This window comes from Undibacterium sp. YM2 (assembly GCF_009937975.1).
GTDB lineage: Bacteria > Pseudomonadota > Gammaproteobacteria > Burkholderiales > Burkholderiaceae_D > Undibacterium.
The window spans coordinates 213,552-229,692 of the sequence record NZ_AP018441.1; the positions used below are offsets into that span (position 1 = coordinate 213,552).

Consider the following 16,141-nt stretch of genomic DNA (forward strand, 5'->3'; position numbering starts at 1 on the left):
GGGCGGCCTTTCAGCCTAGCTTGCCTCAATGACGCTGGCGGCACTGGATGTGGTGCCTGCCAGCGGCAATTCAAAAAAGAATTGGCTGCCAACATCCACAGTGGAGGTGAAGCCTATGCTGCCCTCCATTTTTTCTATGATGGTTTTGCAAATATTCAAACCCAGGCCAGTGCCACCTTTTTTGCGGGTATTGGAACCATCGACCTGACTGAATTTCTGGAATATCTTGTTATGGAAATTGGGGGTATGCCGCAGCCATGGTCGGTAACGATGACCTTGACTCTTTGTCTGGTCAAATTCATTTCCACCGTCACTTCTACTTCGCCCCCTTTGTGAGAGAACTTGATCGCGTTTGACAAAAGATTGGCAAGTACCTGGCCAACGCGGTGACGATCGACATTGACCATCATTTCGGAATAAGCCTCATGCCATTTGATGCTGACATCATATTGATCGGCATACGACTTGTTGGCACTGATGGCATCCTGGATCATCGGGCCAATCTGGCTGAACTGGAAATTGAATTCCATCTTGCCGGAGGCGATTTTTTCCAGGTCGAGAATATCATTGATCAAGTGCAGCAGGCGGTCACCATTGCGCATTGCAACGGTTATCAGTTCCTGGGCTTTATCCGGCACCTGGCCAGCAACGCCGGCGGCTACCAGGCGCAGCGAGCCATTGATCGATGTCAGTGGAGTACGCAGCTCATGGCTGACCATGGAGACGAACTCATTCATCATCATCTCCACCCGCTTGCGGTCAGCAATATCAAAGCTCATCGCATAAAACCCCGTGACTTGGCCGGCATCGTCATAGGCAGGCACATACACAGACTGATAATAGTAGGTACGTCTATTTAATTTACCCTCGCCTTCAAAGCTGACACGTTCACCCGCCAATACTGCCTGCACATGAGGTGCATGGGCCTTGTAAAATTCATCGCCAACAACTTCACGCAAAGTGCGCCCCAACAGATACTCGGGCTTGATGCCAAATTCTGTCGTGACGAAAGCATTCACGAATAAATAGCGTTCTTGCCTGTCCATGAAAGTGATTATGCAGGGCAGGTTATCTGTAATGGCTTGCAAACGATTTTGTACAACGCGTTGCTCCTGCAAGGCATTTTCCAGTTGGCTGGCTTTCAGCTCAATTTCACGCGTGCGTTCAATCACGGTTGCTTCGAGATCTTGATTGCTGCGTTCGATCTTGGTCAGGTATTGTTCTTCTTTTTCCAGCATTCCCGCTATCGTGGTCGATAAAAGCTGGGCTTCATGAAAGCCGGGAACCACAACGGGGAAGAGCGGTTGCTCTGCCTGTGAATCGCGGTTTTGGGTACGTTGTTCCATGAAGGTACTGAGTTTAGTCAGCGATGAGGACATGCGCCTGGCCAAAAGCGATGCCAGCAGTGCCAGCACGATGCATAGTATGGCGCCAGAAATCATGATTTCACGCTGCAGGTTATACAAACCAGCCATGGCAACATCCTTGGGCTGGCGCACCAGTATGCTCCATTGCAAGGCGGGTAATTACGTGCCTGTCCACTCATGGTGTAGGCAGTCAGATATTTCTGCGGGCCTTCCCATACTTCTTCCGTCACGCCACTCTTACCCGAACGCGACAGCATCAGGCTGTTAGGAGATATCTTGCTCTCTTCCATCTTCAGCGGACCCAGCAAGACGGTGCCATCTTCCCGCGCCACCATGATTTCTGCCGCATATTGTTTGTCAGCGGGTACCAGTATGTTTTGTACCAGATTGCGCGTCCAGTTCCAGCTCAGGTGCACGCCCAGCACACCACGCAACTTGCCATCGGAATTATAGACAGGGATGGATACATCCACGAAACGCCAGGGATCTACGCTGTAAGGCAAGAGTTTTTGCAGCAGCAGGGCAGGGTGGTAATCACCTGCATACAGGGCTTTTTTTCCTTCTATGAACCATGGCCGTTTGCTGACATCCTGGCCTTCCAGCATGCCCTTGGTAGATGCCAGCACTTTACCTTCAGGATCAGCCAGGCCTATCCAGGCATAGTCAGAGAAATTGTGTTGCAGGTGGTCGAGAATGCGACGTACGTCTGCCGGGTCTTTGCCATCCTTGATCTCATTGAGCTGTGCCAGTAACTGCACATCACTGACTGATTTTTGCATGACCTGGTCCAGGGCATCACGCATTTGCCAGGCGACTTGCTGCAGTCTCTGTTCTGCCTCTTTCTGTGCATAGTTCTTGGCAAAGTGATCTACCAGCAACAGGGCTGACAGCACGGTGCACAGAACCACGGCACTGACACCCAGTGTCAACAAGGTCGCAAGCCGGGGGTATGAAGTAGATTTAGCTGTTGCCATATTAGCGGTAAAGGGATTAATTTCCTTGTGCTTTACTATCATACGCCTGACTGACCACAAAGCCATATTTTGCGCACTGCAGCAAGTGTCTGTATTGTTGCGACAATCACAGCATATTTGAAATCTGGATAATTAACTTCATTTTTATTCGTTTTCTGCCTTAGGTAATTTCTGTACATTCAATCTCTGTGACGAAAAACATGAATACAGAGAACGTGTATGACAGCTTCCCCACTTATTGAGTCCCCAACTGAACCTTTGACATTGACTGTTGCCCGCCAGCGAGCCAAAGACGCTGGCCTGCCATTTGCTGGAAGTGTCTCTCCTGAAGAGGCGTGGGTGTTGCAGCAGCAAGGCCAGGCCGTGATTGTTGATGTGCGTAGCAATGAAGAACGCAAGTTCGTTGGCCATTTGCCAGACAGCCTGCATGTAGCCTGGGCGACAGGCACGGCACTCACGCGCAACCCGCGCTTTGTCAAAGAGCTCGAAGGCAAACTCAAGGACAAGCAGAGCGTGGTCTTGCTGCTTTGTCGCAGTGGTAAACGCTCGGCATTGGCAGCAGAAGCTGCCAGCAAGGCCGGTTTGTCGAATGTCTTCAATATAGAACAGGGTTTCGAAGGCGAGCTGGATGAGGCGCAGCAGCGCGGGCATAGTGGCGGCTGGCGCTTTCACAAGCTGCCCTGGGTGCAGGATTGAATCAATTCAAAAATCAATAATAGAGAAGGCGGCTTATCATGGGACAAGCATTGCAACAGACTAAAGAGATACGCGCCTCGCTGTTTGGCATAGAGCAGGTTGTCAGCGAGCTGGCAGTAGTGCGCCATGCCTGGAGGCGTCGCCAGCAAAGATCAGCCGAACCTGGCGGGCGTGAATTGCCATCGCGTGATGCACTCGCAAAAATCCTCAATGACTTGCGTGGTGCCTTGTTCCCCATGCGCCTGGGGCCGCCTGAATTGCGGCAAGAAAGTGAAGATTTTTATGTAGGTCATACACTCGATACTGTCCTGCATTCTCTGCTGGGTCAGGTCAGGCTGGAACTCAGCTATGCCTCGCGCTATCACGAAGAAGAGGGCCTGCATATCGATGACCGCGCCCTGACGATAGTGCGTGAATTTTCCCGCGCCTTGCCTGGCATACGCTCATTGCTGGACAGCGATGTCATCTCAGCCTATCAGGGTGACCCGGCGGCGCGCACGGTCGATGAAGTCTTGTTGTGCTACCCCGGCATACTGGCGATGATACATCACCGTATCGCCCATCAACTATACCAGCTAGGCGTACCACTGCTGGCGCGTATTGTTGCCGAGATTGCGCATGGCCAGACCGGCATAGACATTCACCCCGGTGCCAGCATAGGCGCTGGCTTTTTTATTGATCATGGTACTGGCGTGGTGATAGGTGAGACTGCCATCATCGGCCAGCGCGTGCGTATCTATCAGGCCGTCACGCTGGGGGCAAAACGTTTCCCCAGTGATGATGATGGCAAGCTGCAAAAGGGTTTGCCGCGTCACCCCATCGTGGAAGATGATGTGGTGATCTATGCCGGTGCCACGGTACTGGGCCGCGTCATCATAGGCCGCGGTGCCATCGTTGGCGGCAATGTCTGGGTCACCAGCGATGTGGCGGCGGGCAGCCATGTCAGCCAGGCCAGCTTGCGGCACGAACAGCAAAATCCCGTTTCTCTGGTTTGAATAAGTGAGCTTCAAATAAACAGCCGTGAACTACATAGCACGGCTGCTTATCCCCGCACGCCTGTTCATTTTTTATGTACTGACTTTTATGGAGTGAAGCAATGACCGATGTAACTAGTGAAGTAACTACCGGCAATTTTGCGCTAGGTGATAATGCCGCCAGGCAGTTGGCGAACGCCACCAAGACCGTACCCCAGTTGTCCACCATCTCGCCACGCTGGCTGGTGCATCTGCTGCAATGGTTGCCGGTAGAGGCAGGTATCTACCGCCTCAACAAGGTAAAAAATCCCAAGGATGTGCGGGTAGCCTGCTCGCAGCGTGATGAATCTGAATTGCCGCAAACCTTTGTCGATTATGACGAACAACCACGCGAATATTTCCTTAATGCCGTCGCTACCGTGCTGGACGTGCATACCCGTATCTCTGATCTGTACAGCAGCCCGCATGACCAGATCAAGGAACAATTACGCCTGACGGTTGAAACCATCAAGGAAAGGCAGGAAAGCGAACTTATCAATAATCCTGATTATGGTCTGCTGGCCAATGTGCATGATGATCAACGCATCTCCACCCTGACAGGTGCACCTACACCGGATGACCTTGATGACTTGCTGACCAAGGTCTGGAAAGAGCCCGGCTTCTTCCTCGCCCACCCACTGGCGATTGCCGCTTTTGGTCGTGAATGCACACGCCGTGGCGTGCCACCACCAACAGTCAGCCTGTTCGGTTCGCAATTCCTGACCTGGCGCGGTGTGCCACTGGTACCGTCTGACAAATTGCCTATCGAAGATGGCAAGACAAAAATCATCCTGTTGCGCGTTGGTGAAAAACGCCAGGGTGTGGTCGGCTTGTTCCAGCCTGGCCTGGCTGGTGAACAAAGCCCTGGTTTGTCTGTGCGCTTCATGGGCATCAACCGCAATGCGATTGCCTCTTACCTCATCTCCCTATACTGCTCGCTGGCAGTGCTGACAGATGATGCAGTGGCTGTTCTGGACGACGTAGAGATCGGTAAATACCATGACTATCCTGACACCTACAAATAATACAACTTCGGCAAATTCAGGTTTGCCGGATGAAGCTTCACTGAACCGCATGGCATCAGAATTTTTTGCCCTCGTGCCAGGTGCGGCCCAAGCTGCTGCGCAATTCTTGCCGGGCTTTAGCAAGGGCAGTACACCTGAAGCACCACCGTCGGCGCATACACCAGTCCACGATAGCAGCTCGGTACAAAGCCAGCCGTCTGTCTCTGCCAGTGGCGTACCACAAAATGCGGGTAGCAGCGTAGCACCATCGCGTCCGCAAGCGGGTGGTGCCAGTTCCAGCACGCCTTATTATTTTGTCGGGCAAGAGCACGGCTATCCAGTTTCTGACAATAATCTTGATAGTCTGGCGGCGCAAGGGACAGGTGCGGGCACAGGCAAGCAATCCGGGGCCAGTGCTTTCAACGTGCCGGGGCAAGAGCAATTGCAACGCATACTGGGTGAACTGTATTCAACAACGCCAGCCACGCCGGCCTCAGCGCCTGCACAGCAAGCTGGCGGCAGTGCTACGCAACCTGCGTATTATTTCCAGCGAGGCGAGCAAGACTATTGGGATCAGGCACCTAGAGCTGCTAATCCATCCTTGGCAGCGCCCTTTGACATCAATGCCGTACGCAGGGATTTTCCTATCCTGGCAGAGCGTGTCAATGGCAAGCAACTGGTGTGGTTTGATAATGCCGCCACCACGCACAAGCCAAAGGCTGTGATAGACCGTATCAGTTATTTCTATGAGCATGAGAATTCAAATATACATAGAGCGGCGCATGAACTGGCAGCACGTGCCAGCGATGCTTATGAGTCTGCACGCAAAAAGGTAGCCAAATTTCTGGGTGCTGCCAGCGAACAGGAAATCATCTTCGTGCGCGGTGCGACTGAAGGCATCAACCTGATCGCGCAAACTTTTGGCAAGAAGTTTATAGGCGCGGGTGATGAGATCATCGTCTCCGAGCTTGAACATCATGCCAATATCGTGCCCTGGCAACAACTGGCGGCTGAAAAGGGTGCTGTCATACGCGTCATTCCTGTGGATGACAGCGGTCAGGTCTTGCTTGATGAGTACCGCAAGCTCCTGAACAGCAAGACCCGCCTGGTGGCGGTAACTCAAGTGTCCAATGCCCTGGGTACTATCGCCCCCGTGCATGAGATCACTGCCCTGGCTCATGCCGCTGGTGCCCGCGTGCTGATCGATGGGGCGCAAGCCGTGTCACATCTGCGCGTGAATGTGCAGGCGCTGGATGCTGATTTTTATGTTTTTTCAGGTCACAAGATATTTGGCCCGACTGGCATAGGTGTGGTGTATGGCAAGAAGGCCTTGCTGGAGCAACTGCCACCCTGGCAGGGCGGCGGCAATATGATTGCAGATGTGACTTTCGAGCACACCCGTTATCAGCCGGCACCGGCACGCTTTGAAGCGGGTACCGGCAATATTGCCGATGCCGTCGGCCTGGGAGCCGCGCTTGATTATGTCGAGCGCATAGGCCTGGAAAATATCGCCCTGTATGAACATGCCTTGCTGGAATATGCAACGCATGGGCTGAAGAGCATACCCGGTGTGCGCCTGGTTGGTACCGCGCATCAAAAAGCCAGTGTCGCGTCTTTCGTGCTGGCGGGATATGAAACGGCAGAAGTAGGCAAGGCGCTCAATGAAGAGGGAATCGCAGTACGTTCCGGCCATCATTGCGCCCAGCCCATCTTGCGTCGCTTTGGCCTGGAAGCAACGGTACGGCCTTCGTTTGCTTTCTACAATACTTGTGAAGAGATAGATCGCTTGCTGGCTGTGGTGCGCAGGCTCGCGAATAGTCGCAAGTAAATTTACAAGCGAGGTAAATTGATTTAATGCATCATCTGCCCGTTAGAAATAACGGGCAGTCTTTTTACTTCTTTATTATTTCTGTACCGCTTTCAACACAAACTCACTGGTGTCACGCAATACTGCCTTGGCATTCGCCGGCTTATCCATCATGCGCGACAACAGCAAGCCACCTATCAGCGAAGACAAGACGCCATGAGCGGTAGCAGCATCATCCTTTGCTCCCGAGCGTTGCAATTGCTTGCTGATGATGGCTAATAGCTGATCAACCCCTTGCGCCATCACTTCCTTGCTTGCCGTTTCGCCGCGCGCTGCTTCTGCCCCGAGTGCCGCAATCGCGCAACCATGGCCCGGATGTTCACTATGCGCCCGGCTCAGGTAGCTATGCACCAGGCTGGCGATGGCTTCTCCGTCGCTGACCAGTTCTGTCTTGCGCAGCAGTTCTGTACGTGTGCTTTGCAGCGCGGTACTGCAGGCTTCTGCAATCAGGGCTTCCTTGGATTCAAAGTGCTTGTAAAAACCGCCATGCGTGAGCCCGGCTTCTTTCATCAGGTCGGCCACACCTATGCCATTGATGCCATGTTCACGATACAGACGGGCAGCGGTTTCTACTATGCGCTCGCGGGTTTGCGCAGCTTGTTCGCGGGTAGTTCTCATTTGCTCTATTCCTAAAAAATCTGCCAACCAGAGTTTTCATTTTAATACTGGCTTTAATCAGGTTTGACATGAATCTCTATTTTAGATGATAATCAACATCCATTGGATTATATTCGTCATCTAATTTCGAGGGCAGCATGAATACACCAGTCAAAGAAGCAAATAATGCAACAAATAAGCCCATCATGGACATGATCTTGCAGGCATTCACCCGGCCGCAAAGGCAGGCAGAAACTGAAGATGATAAAAAGGCACTGGCGCATGCGCGGCCCGTCAGCATTCCTTATGCCGGGCTGGAGTTGCGTGCCTGGACCTGGGGACAGGGGCCGCAAGTCTTGCTCCTGCATGGCTGGGAAAGCCGGGCCAGCCACATGGCAGGCTTTGTTGCCCCTTTGCTGAGGGCTGGTTTTAGTGTGACGGCGCTGGATGCACCTGCACACGGTGCATCGCAAGGCGAAACGACCAATGTACTCGACTATGGCAAGGCCGTGGTCGCAGTAGCAAAACACCTGGGGCCGCTGACTGCCACGATCGCCCATTCAGTAGGCTCCGCCGCCAGCCTGTATGCGTTTGCGCAAGGCGTACAAGTCAAGGCCAGTGTGCATCTGTGCGGCCCGGCTTCGCTGACACGCGTATTCCAGCATGCGGCCAGGGCAGGTGGACTGGACGAAGCAAGTAGGCAGCAGCTGGAAGACATGCTGGCAAGCAGCATAGGCGCACCTCTGTCATCCATGGATTTGTCCCAATTGCAGCATGGCATGCGTCACCCCGCCCTGATCCTGCATGACCCTGAAGATAAAGAAATGCCTTATACAGAAAGCCAGGGCCTGGCAGCTGCCTGGCCGCAAGCCAGCCTGGTCGCAAGCGCAGGAACCGGACACAGGCGCATCTTGCGCACGCCAGAGATACATGCGGCAGCAGTCAGCTTCATCATTAACAAACTTGCCGCCGATATTGTTGAAAGAGTGGTAGAAGCCGGAGAAGCATCATGAAAAATATTAGCCCCTGGCCGACCTTTGCGCTGGCCAGCGTTGCCGTATTTCTGGTGTCGCTGGATGCCACCATAGGTTTCGCTGTCTTCCCTGCATTGCGCCACGCCTTCCCCGATGTTCGGCCGAGTGAGCTGTCGTGGGTGCTGAACGCCTATACCATCGTCTATGCGGCATTACTGGTACCCGCCGGTCGGTTGGCAGATTTATTGGGGCGCAAGCGACTGTTCATACTTGGTGTAGGCGTGTTTACCCTGGCATCCGGTTTGTGCGGTGTGGCTGGCAGCACGGGCATGCTGATCTTTTCCCGTGTCTTGCAAGCTGTTGGTGCGGCCTTGCTGACGCCAACTTCTTTGGCACTGGTATTGCAGGCTTTTCCTATTGAGAAGCGTGCCATTGCTGTCAGTCTGTGGGGTGCGGTTGCTGCGCTGGCAGCGGCAGTCGGGCCTAGTGCAGGTGCGCTCATTATAGAAAGCATCAACTGGCAATGGGCATTTTTGATCAATGTGCCCATAGGTATTATTGCCATGATCAGGGCGGCGCTAAGCCTGTCAGAATCACGCAACCTGGAAACCGGCCATCGCTTTGACTGGCCAGGTGTATTTTTGCTCATCGCAGGCAGTGGCTTGCTGATACTCGGCATAGTCCAGTCCGACAGCTGGGGCTGGCTGGCACCATCAACTCTTGCCACCATCAGCGCTGGCGTCGCGATACTTCTTGTTTTTATTTTTTGGGCCAAAGGCAAGCCACACGCAGCGGTGGATTTGAGTTTGTTCGAGGACAGGAATTACCGCTTTGTGAATGCCGCCACCCTGGTATTTGGGGCCGCGTTTACCGCCATGTTCCTGAGCTTCTTTTTATTCATGACCGCAATCTGGCATTATGGTTTGACCAAGGCCGGTTTTGGCATTACTCCCGGTCCTTTGATGGTCATGCCAGTGGCGATTATCTCTGGCCGTTATGTCGCCCGCTTTGGGCATAAACCTTTGCTGGTCGCAGGTGGATTGATCTATGCCTTGAGCGGCCTTTGGTTTTACCTGAACACCAGCCTGACCGCCGATTATCTTACCGTCTGGTTGCCAGGCATGCTGCTCAGTGGCATAGGTGTAGGGCTGGTGCTGCCATCGCTGTCAGGCGCAGCGGTGGCCCGCCTGCCTGCCAAGCGTTTTGGCGTGGGCAGTGCGGTGAACCAGGCGGTGCGCCAGTTTGGTTCTGCCCTCGGAGTGGCTTTTACGGTGACCATACTGGGTGGACAGGTACAGAATCTACAGCAATTCCGCTATGTTTATCTCTTCCTGATTGCAGGTGGCGTGCTGACTGCCTTATTAAGTATGTTCATCAGGACGCAAGCCGTGCAGAAACCTCAGATACCGGCCGATGCAGCAGCAACAGCCTGATCCAGATAACCAGGCTCATGCGTCGGGATAAATCAACAAATCCCGTGCATGGGCAAGCGCATCATCGAGTCTGTCATTGCCCCAGTACATCTGCTCGCCGACAAAAAAAGTTGGCGCACCAAAGATGCCCTTGCTCATGGCCAGTTCGGTTTGCTTGCGCAACTTCAATTTGTTGTCATCGCCCAGGGCTTGCGCGATGATTTCAGTTGCGGGCAAGTCCATATCGTTCAGCACAGCAGCGACCACTTCTTTGTTATCGATATCCCGGTCATGCGCAAAATTCATTTGCATGATGCGGCGACAATATTCTGCCATCCAGTTTTGTTCCGCACCCAGTACCGCGACCCTTAGAGGCAAGATTGCCGGGCGCGGGAAATTGCCGGGCTTTTTCCAGGGCAGGCCATACTTGCGGCATTGTCTGTCCATATCCAGCCAGACATAATCGCCTTTGGCTTTCTGCAATACAAAGGGCGATGTCTGCCATCCCAGAGCCTGGAATATAGGACCGAGCAGGAACGGCTGCCAGCGTACCCTGACGCCTGCCCTGGCCGCATCCTGCTCTATGCGCATGACACTCAGGTAACTGTAATTGCTGCCAAACTCAAACCAGAAATCGATGACAGGCATGCTGCTTATCGGGATATCCATCCTGACCTCTTTTTCAAAATACCACCAGGCAGCGCAACTCTATGCTTTCTCTTGGTGGTGCATCAAGCGGTGCATGCGGGTGATCAAATGCAGCATGTGGTGTAAAGCGCGAAACGCCATTGAACTGGCTGTCATACTGCTTGAAGATCAGTGCCTCATGCGGTTGCATTTCGGCGAAATAAGACCAGCGATGCCTTGGTGAAAATCTGGACAGGTAAATTTCACCGGTGCGGTTAGGGTATTTGACGTCGCAAGCCAGCAGATGAGATTGTCGGACCGTACGCGCATCACACACTGCGAGAGGAGTATCAAGTACAGTGCGGTGAGTAGGGCGCCAGATATTGATGATGCAATAACGCCGTATCTGCGCCATCACTTCCATATCCCGGATTACCAGGCCAAGACGCTTTTGCCCTGACTGTTCAGTATAGTCATTATGTATGCGCCCATTGGCGGCGGCCAGACCGCTCTCTGCCCGCCTGCCAAATGACAGCGTGGCTTGCCTGGTTTCGCGTCGCCTGACGAGGTGGTCAAAAACATAGGCCTGCTTGCCACCAGTAACAGCCAGCGCAAGTTCACGCGCTTCCTGATAATAGTCAGACCTGACTTCTTCATGATCCATGAAGTTTTTGACGGAAGTGGGCGCATCCCATAATTCAAAACCTTCGCGTTCAAGCTGCGGTTCCTGTTCGGCCCGGCGCGCATCATGTATCGCCACTTCACGCAAATCGTAAGTGGCGTTTTCCCAGGGGGTACCCGCCGGTGGTTCAAAGGTATAACTGACAGGTCGCTGACCATCAGGCAAAACATAGCTCATGGGCGCCAGCACGTAACTGCTGCCAGGCATTGATACAGGTAGTGAAAATTCCCTTTGATGCTCAGTAAAGACATGCATATCGCCTCCCGCCATATCGTGACGAAGCCGCGCTTCCGGATGGTAAGTTCAGGGCTGTCGTCTATGGATATTTAAACGGATGCGAGGCTAATATTCAAACGAGATTTTTGCGTGATTCGCATGCTTGGTGTGCATGTCAAATGCAGGAGCGATAAATGGATTCAACTGGTATCAATAATTGCTCCTGCTGATCAACATGCGGGAACTGCTGCAACACAAACGGCTTGACATCGATGATTTCCAGTATTTCTTTTTTACCATAGCGTGCCAGCATTTCTCCGCGCAAACCTAATTGCAGCGCACGACGTGGCAGGCAGCTACCCACTGGGTCGTGATCGGGGTCCCACTGCAAACGCACGTCTGAGGTTTCTATCGCCTGCTTCCATGCGTCTTGTGTGGGAAATTCTGAAGCGGCAAAAGATGATGGAATAGCCTGCGATAAAATTTCATCAAAAAAGCTACGCTTGATGCGTATTGCCAATACGCGTTCCTGACCAGGTTTTTGCGCCCAGCCAGAGCGGAACATCATCCATAAAAAATTGGGCTTGATCCAGCTCATGCGTGTATAGCTGTATGCACCGCCAAAGTATTGGTGCTCAACTGCAAAATCGGCGATGGCATCAGAATATGCCTGATAGACGACAATAGTATCTTCGTCAAATTGCGCCATGATGTGCTTGCCATCATCTGGCCAGTGTTTTACTTGTTTTTTATAAGCTTCAAATTTCATTTTTTAATATTTGTGTTCAGACAGTAGTCTGCTCCTGACTTCCATCAAGGCAAAACCCAGCAAATTCAAGCCTTGCCAAAGTTGCGGCTTATTACTGTCAGGATGATCTTGCGCCAGACCCGTGCCCCAGATTCTATCTAGGGGGCTGGCTTCGACGATGATCTTGTCTGCGGTACTTAACAGGTACTGCTTCAGTTTTGGGTTTTGTGAAAATTTCGCATAATTGCCGTCGACTACGATCTGGAAGCGATGCTCTACCCATGTCGGTTCATCATAATTCTTCACTTTCCTGCCCAGGCGTTTCACCATATCCGGGTCGCTGGCCGTCGGTATTTCTTTGAACACGGTCTGGTCATCGAACAGCCTGGCCTTGCCAGCCATCATATAATGTTCAGCCGTAAGGTAAGTGATGCCACCGATCTGGAACGGCGCAACAAACCATTGACTGAAGCAGGCTTTGTCTACTTGCAGCCCGCGCTGCTTGTGACCCCAGAAATGCAGATAGTTGAACTGCTTGCCCTCGTCTATTTGCTTTAATAATTTCTCTCGTGTATTCATGTCTTTCCTGTACGGTCTGAATTGCTATCCACAGGCCAGGCCAGTACCCAGGCATGCTGTTCTGTGGTTTGCGGTGTCTCTGGCCAAAAGTTTTTCTTTTCCATCTGCTGCCATAATTGCGCCAGTTCCTGCAAGCCTGCCTTGTTGTTTTGATGTTGCTCTGCCAGATAGCAACCTATGACCGTGCCGGTGCGGCCTATCCGCCAAAGCAATGCACATACACGGTATGCTGCTTTGCCAGTGCTTCGTGCAATGCTTGCAGGATTTCCTGCATCTGCCCTGCCGATGATGGAGTATGGCGGTCTGGTATGGCAAAGCGGCGGTGCTGGGCCTGCATGCCGCGCTCTTCAGCCAGCTTTATCAACAGCGGTGCGTAAGGGTCCAGTTCATCTTCTTCTGTCAGGTCGATAAAATAATCCACGCCGCAATCGAGATATTGCCCCAGCCTTTGCGCTGCCGTGTTTGTATCCAGTGCGCCCGGGTATTCACCTGCCAGTAATTTTCCTGGTCTTACCCAGTAAGTATTCTGATGCGGTCGCTTGGTTGTCATCATTTAATTCATCCTGATCAAATATGTTGGTGGCACGCTGTCGCATAACCATACACCATTCGCCGATACAAAAAACTGGAAGCCATCCTCCTGCATCTGTTTTGCCATGACCTGCAAGATAACCGGCTTGCCATGCCGCGCGCCAACGGTACGCGCCGTTGTCGTATTTGCCGACAGATGCACATGATGACGCGAACCAGGGTGTAGCCCTTCCTTCATGATGGAGGCGATAAAACGACTGGCCGTGCCATGATACAAAACATCTGGCGGCACTGTCACGGGCAAAGCCAGATCCACTGCTACCGAATGCCCCTGGTTTGCACGTATGCGCAAACCATCTTCACTGAGTGCAAAGCGCTGCTTGTCAGAAGTGCGCACCGCTTCATGCAAGTCTTCCAGCTTGAAACGCTTGCCATGCTTCGCGGCTTGGCTCATTAGTGTAGCTATTTCTGTCCAGCCCTGTGCATCCAGAGTGATGCCTATGGAATCTGGCTGGTGGCGCAGTACGTAGCTGAGGAATTTACTGAAGTTTTTATTGTTATTATTCATTTTATTTTTTTGATTTATTGTCGTAACTTATTTATTGTTCGTGAATGTAGTTTCGAAAGCCTGAAGACTTCCGGTGTTTTTCTTATCCAGTACAGCAAAGACAATCTTTTCAAACGCGCCATGAAAAATCGATCCAGGTGATAGGGCATTTAAGAAGTAAGCAGCGATTTTTTGCGGATCGTTGCCGAATACCCCGCAGCCCCAGGCGCCCAGCACCAGATGTCTATGTCCATGTTTAAGTGCCAATGCCAATACAAGATTGATCCTGTTGAGCATAATGCCAGCCGCTTCGCCGACACGCTCAGGTTCATTCATTTTTAATGCACCCAGATTGACGGCAGGTGCAGTTATGAAGGATGCGCTGTAGAAGTTATCCAGCAAGGCATAATCCTCATCCCTGAATACAGGTACGTCTGGCGAATAAATCATGTCATCGCTATAGATACAAGATTGTAAGGCGCGGTTCTTTTCATACATGGCAGTCATTTGCGCAATGCAGGGATATAAACCAGATGATTTGGTCAGATTTTCTTCCTGCGCTTCTGAGCCACCCAAAAAGCCGCCACCAGGGTTTTTGGCAGATGCGAAATTCAGGCAAAGTGGGCTCACTCTATTTTCTGATGCCAGTCGTCTGGCTGCTGTCAGGCAGCCTTCATTGGTGACGCTGATAGCAGTAACAAATTTTTCGCCAGCCGTAAGTGTGCGCAATACTTGCTTTAATTCTTCAGGCGAGTAGTGGATGGATGCTTGCTTTGCAGCCGTCAAACTACCTTGTATGCTGACCTGATTGCCATGTTGGCTGATATAGTTTCCGCGTTCTAGTATTGCCAGGGTTTCCTGTGCAATGTCGGCTCTTTGTTTTCTATTGATTACTGTAGTTTGCATTATTTTTCTCTATCTTATTGTTGTCACCAAGAATATGAGTCCCGCATAAATGAACTATAAACTATCTTAGTGAAATAAATCAACTAAGATAGTTTCATAAAATAACTAAGAATGAAGAAATGTTGTTTAATTGCAGAGTAAGGCTGCTTGAATGGCAGTAAAACTTAGATAAGTGGTGCTGAAAAGAAATTCGGCAGGTAATTTATTATGTAGGCAGGTTTGTAGTCTTAGTATTTGCAACTAATTGTAATCGGTTACTTGAGAAGACCGGTACTTAGACAAACGCATGTCCCGTGCTAAGTTATTGAAAATAAAAACTTATTTTTAACTATGGACGCTATTTTTAGCGCTGATAAGGCGAGCAAAAAGAAAATGCGGGTACTTAGTTGCAAAAAATAACTAAGTGACCTACAATAGAATCAGCCTCACAAGAAAAGGAAACATCATGAAACGCAATTTGCAAGTCCTCATCATTGATCCGCAAAATGATTTCTGTGATTTGCCGCCAGCTTATCTGGCAAGGGATGCGCATAGCGCTGAACCAGTATCGCCAGCCCTGCCTGTGCCTGGCGCCCATGCCGATATGTTGCGCGTGGCTGAACTCATCAATAAAGGTGCGGATGGCATCAGCGGTATCAGCATCACTCTGGACGCTCATCATCGCTATGACATTGCCCACCCCACTTTCTGGATGACAGGGCAGGGCGCAGCCGTGTCACCTTTCACCAGCATTTCTGCAAGCGCGGTACGCGCTGGCGAATATCAGCCACGCCAGCGAGAGGCTTTACTTCGTACACTGGCCTATCTGGATGCACTCGAAGCCGAAGGTCGTTATCAACTGATGATATGGCCAGTGCACTGCGAAATTGGCTCATGGGGGCAGAATGTGCATGCAGATGTGCGTGCGGCCTATAATGCCTGGGAAGAAAAACAACTGGGCGTGGTTAACAAGATCAACAAAGGTTCCAACCCCTGGACTGAGCATTATTCAGCGGTGAAGGCAGAAGTGCCAGATGCCAGTGACCCTGATACACAATTGAACCAGCAATTGATTACCGAACTCAGCAAAGCTGACCGCGTGTATATTACCGGCGAAGCAGGCAGCCATTGCGTGAAAGCGACCACTGAACATCTGGTAGAGAATTTCGCCGCAGCCGATTTGCACAAGCTGGTATTGGTAACAGATTGCATGAGTGCAGTCACAGGTTTTGATGCACAGTTTGAAGGCTTTGTGCGCGACATGGCAGCCAAAGGTGTGCAGATTGCGAAGATGGCAGACGTATTGCCTGAGTTGTTGGCGAATGCGTAAAGGTTAAGAAGATAAACGCGTAGGGTGCGCCTTGTGCACAGCCCCTTTGTCAAAAAAACGAGAGTTGATTTTGTTTGTGGGCACGTCAAACA

The 16,141-nt window shown here is 51.7% G+C and carries 19 protein-coding genes; 7 read left to right on the forward strand and 12 right to left on the reverse strand.

Annotation, left to right across the window (positions count from 1 at the left end; genetic code table 11):
• Positions 1–15: 15 nt before the first annotated feature.
• The 3 genes from UNDYM_RS01000 to UNDYM_RS01010 are packed head-to-tail and all read right to left on the reverse strand — an operon-like array spanning position 16 to position 2,341.
• Positions 16–159 carry a hypothetical protein gene (locus UNDYM_RS01000; RefSeq protein WP_370529426.1) on the reverse strand — a complete coding sequence of 48 codons (144 nt, stop codon included), beginning with the start codon at positions 157–159 and terminating at the stop codon, positions 16–18.
• The gene (locus tag UNDYM_RS01005; RefSeq protein ID WP_162039353.1) at positions 156–1,517 is read right to left on the reverse strand and encodes a cell wall metabolism sensor histidine kinase WalK; all 1,362 of its coding nucleotides are present in this window, start codon (positions 1,515–1,517) and stop codon (positions 156–158) included. Before UNDYM_RS01005 ends, UNDYM_RS01000 begins: the two co-directional genes overlap by 4 nt.
• On the reverse strand, positions 1,439–2,341 hold the full coding sequence (locus UNDYM_RS01010) for a cache domain-containing protein (RefSeq protein WP_162039355.1): 903 nt from the start codon (positions 2,339–2,341) through the stop codon (positions 1,439–1,441). The genes UNDYM_RS01005 and UNDYM_RS01010 overlap by 79 nt, the downstream gene beginning before the upstream one ends.
• A 219-nt stretch (positions 2,342–2,560) precedes the next feature.
• Between UNDYM_RS01010 and UNDYM_RS01015 the strand changes: the two genes are divergently transcribed.
• From UNDYM_RS01015 to UNDYM_RS01030, 4 genes are all read left to right on the forward strand, one after another.
• Positions 2,561–3,037: a rhodanese-like domain-containing protein gene (locus tag UNDYM_RS01015; RefSeq protein WP_162039357.1), complete on the forward strand. Its 477-nt coding sequence runs from the start codon at positions 2,561–2,563 to the stop codon at positions 3,035–3,037.
• Between the two features lie 38 nt (positions 3,038–3,075).
• Positions 3,076–4,032: a serine O-acetyltransferase EpsC gene (gene epsC, locus UNDYM_RS01020; RefSeq protein WP_162039359.1), complete on the forward strand. Its 957-nt coding sequence runs from the start codon at positions 3,076–3,078 to the stop codon at positions 4,030–4,032.
• A 101-nt stretch (positions 4,033–4,133) separates the two neighbouring features.
• Complete coding sequence (locus tag UNDYM_RS01025; RefSeq protein WP_162039361.1) at positions 4,134–5,075, forward strand: family 2A encapsulin nanocompartment shell protein; 942 nt, start codon at positions 4,134–4,136, stop codon at positions 5,073–5,075.
• Positions 5,050–6,882, forward strand: coding sequence for a family 2A encapsulin nanocompartment cargo protein cysteine desulfurase (locus tag UNDYM_RS01030; protein WP_162039362.1), 1,833 nt, complete (start codon positions 5,050–5,052; stop codon positions 6,880–6,882). Before UNDYM_RS01025 ends, UNDYM_RS01030 begins: the two co-directional genes overlap by 26 nt.
• Before the next feature lie 75 nt (positions 6,883–6,957).
• Here UNDYM_RS01030 and UNDYM_RS01035 read toward each other — a convergent pair whose 3' ends face one another.
• Positions 6,958–7,539 carry a TetR/AcrR family transcriptional regulator gene (locus UNDYM_RS01035; protein WP_162039363.1) on the reverse strand — a complete coding sequence of 194 codons (582 nt, stop codon included), beginning with the start codon at positions 7,537–7,539 and terminating at the stop codon, positions 6,958–6,960.
• A 137-nt stretch (positions 7,540–7,676) separates the two neighbouring features.
• Here UNDYM_RS01035 and UNDYM_RS01040 point away from each other — a divergent pair, with 137 nt between their 5' ends.
• Both UNDYM_RS01040 and UNDYM_RS01045 read left to right on the forward strand, forming a co-directional pair.
• A complete protein-coding gene (locus UNDYM_RS01040; protein ID WP_162039364.1) occupies positions 7,677–8,531 on the forward strand; it encodes an alpha/beta fold hydrolase in 855 nt (284 codons plus the stop codon).
• Positions 8,528–9,925: an MFS transporter gene (locus UNDYM_RS01045; RefSeq protein WP_162039366.1), complete on the forward strand. Its 1,398-nt coding sequence runs from the start codon at positions 8,528–8,530 to the stop codon at positions 9,923–9,925. The genes UNDYM_RS01040 and UNDYM_RS01045 overlap by 4 nt, the downstream gene beginning before the upstream one ends.
• 15 nt (positions 9,926–9,940) lie before the next feature.
• Here the strand turns inward: UNDYM_RS01045 and UNDYM_RS01050 are convergent, their stop codons facing one another.
• The 8 genes from UNDYM_RS01050 to UNDYM_RS01085 all read right to left on the reverse strand — a co-directional run bounded on the left by UNDYM_RS01050 (position 9,941) and on the right by UNDYM_RS01085 (position 14,740).
• Entirely contained in the window at positions 9,941–10,573 is a 633-nt protein-coding gene (locus UNDYM_RS01050) for a 2-hydroxychromene-2-carboxylate isomerase (RefSeq protein ID WP_162039367.1), read from the reverse strand.
• A gap of 13 nt (positions 10,574–10,586) precedes the next feature.
• Entirely contained in the window at positions 10,587–11,468 is an 882-nt protein-coding gene (locus UNDYM_RS01055; protein ID WP_232063660.1) for a CmcJ/NvfI family oxidoreductase, read from the reverse strand.
• 136 nt (positions 11,469–11,604) lie between these two features.
• Complete coding sequence (locus UNDYM_RS01060) at positions 11,605–12,198, reverse strand: DUF4291 domain-containing protein (RefSeq protein WP_162039368.1); 594 nt, start codon at positions 12,196–12,198, stop codon at positions 11,605–11,607.
• A 3-nt stretch (positions 12,199–12,201) separates the two neighbouring features.
• Complete coding sequence (locus tag UNDYM_RS01065; protein ID WP_162039370.1) at positions 12,202–12,756, reverse strand: NADAR family protein; 555 nt, start codon at positions 12,754–12,756, stop codon at positions 12,202–12,204.
• Positions 12,753–12,968, reverse strand: coding sequence for a hypothetical protein (locus tag UNDYM_RS01070; RefSeq protein WP_162039371.1), 216 nt, complete (start codon positions 12,966–12,968; stop codon positions 12,753–12,755). The genes UNDYM_RS01065 and UNDYM_RS01070 overlap by 4 nt, the downstream gene beginning before the upstream one ends.
• A complete protein-coding gene (locus UNDYM_RS01075) occupies positions 12,953–13,309 on the reverse strand; it encodes a phosphatase (RefSeq protein WP_162039372.1) in 357 nt (118 codons plus the stop codon). The genes UNDYM_RS01070 and UNDYM_RS01075 overlap by 16 nt, the downstream gene beginning before the upstream one ends.
• Positions 13,310–13,855, reverse strand: a complete 546-nt coding sequence (locus tag UNDYM_RS01080; protein WP_162039373.1) for an RNA 2'-phosphotransferase — start codon at positions 13,853–13,855, stop codon at positions 13,310–13,312.
• A 27-nt stretch (positions 13,856–13,882) separates the two neighbouring features.
• Positions 13,883–14,740, reverse strand: coding sequence for a TIGR02452 family protein (locus UNDYM_RS01085; RefSeq protein ID WP_197740967.1), 858 nt, complete (start codon positions 14,738–14,740; stop codon positions 13,883–13,885).
• Between the two features lie 445 nt (positions 14,741–15,185).
• Between UNDYM_RS01085 and UNDYM_RS01090 the strand changes: the two genes are divergently transcribed.
• Entirely contained in the window at positions 15,186–16,049 is an 864-nt protein-coding gene (locus UNDYM_RS01090) for a cysteine hydrolase (RefSeq protein ID WP_162039374.1), read from the forward strand.
• Positions 16,050–16,141: the final 92 nt, after the last annotated feature.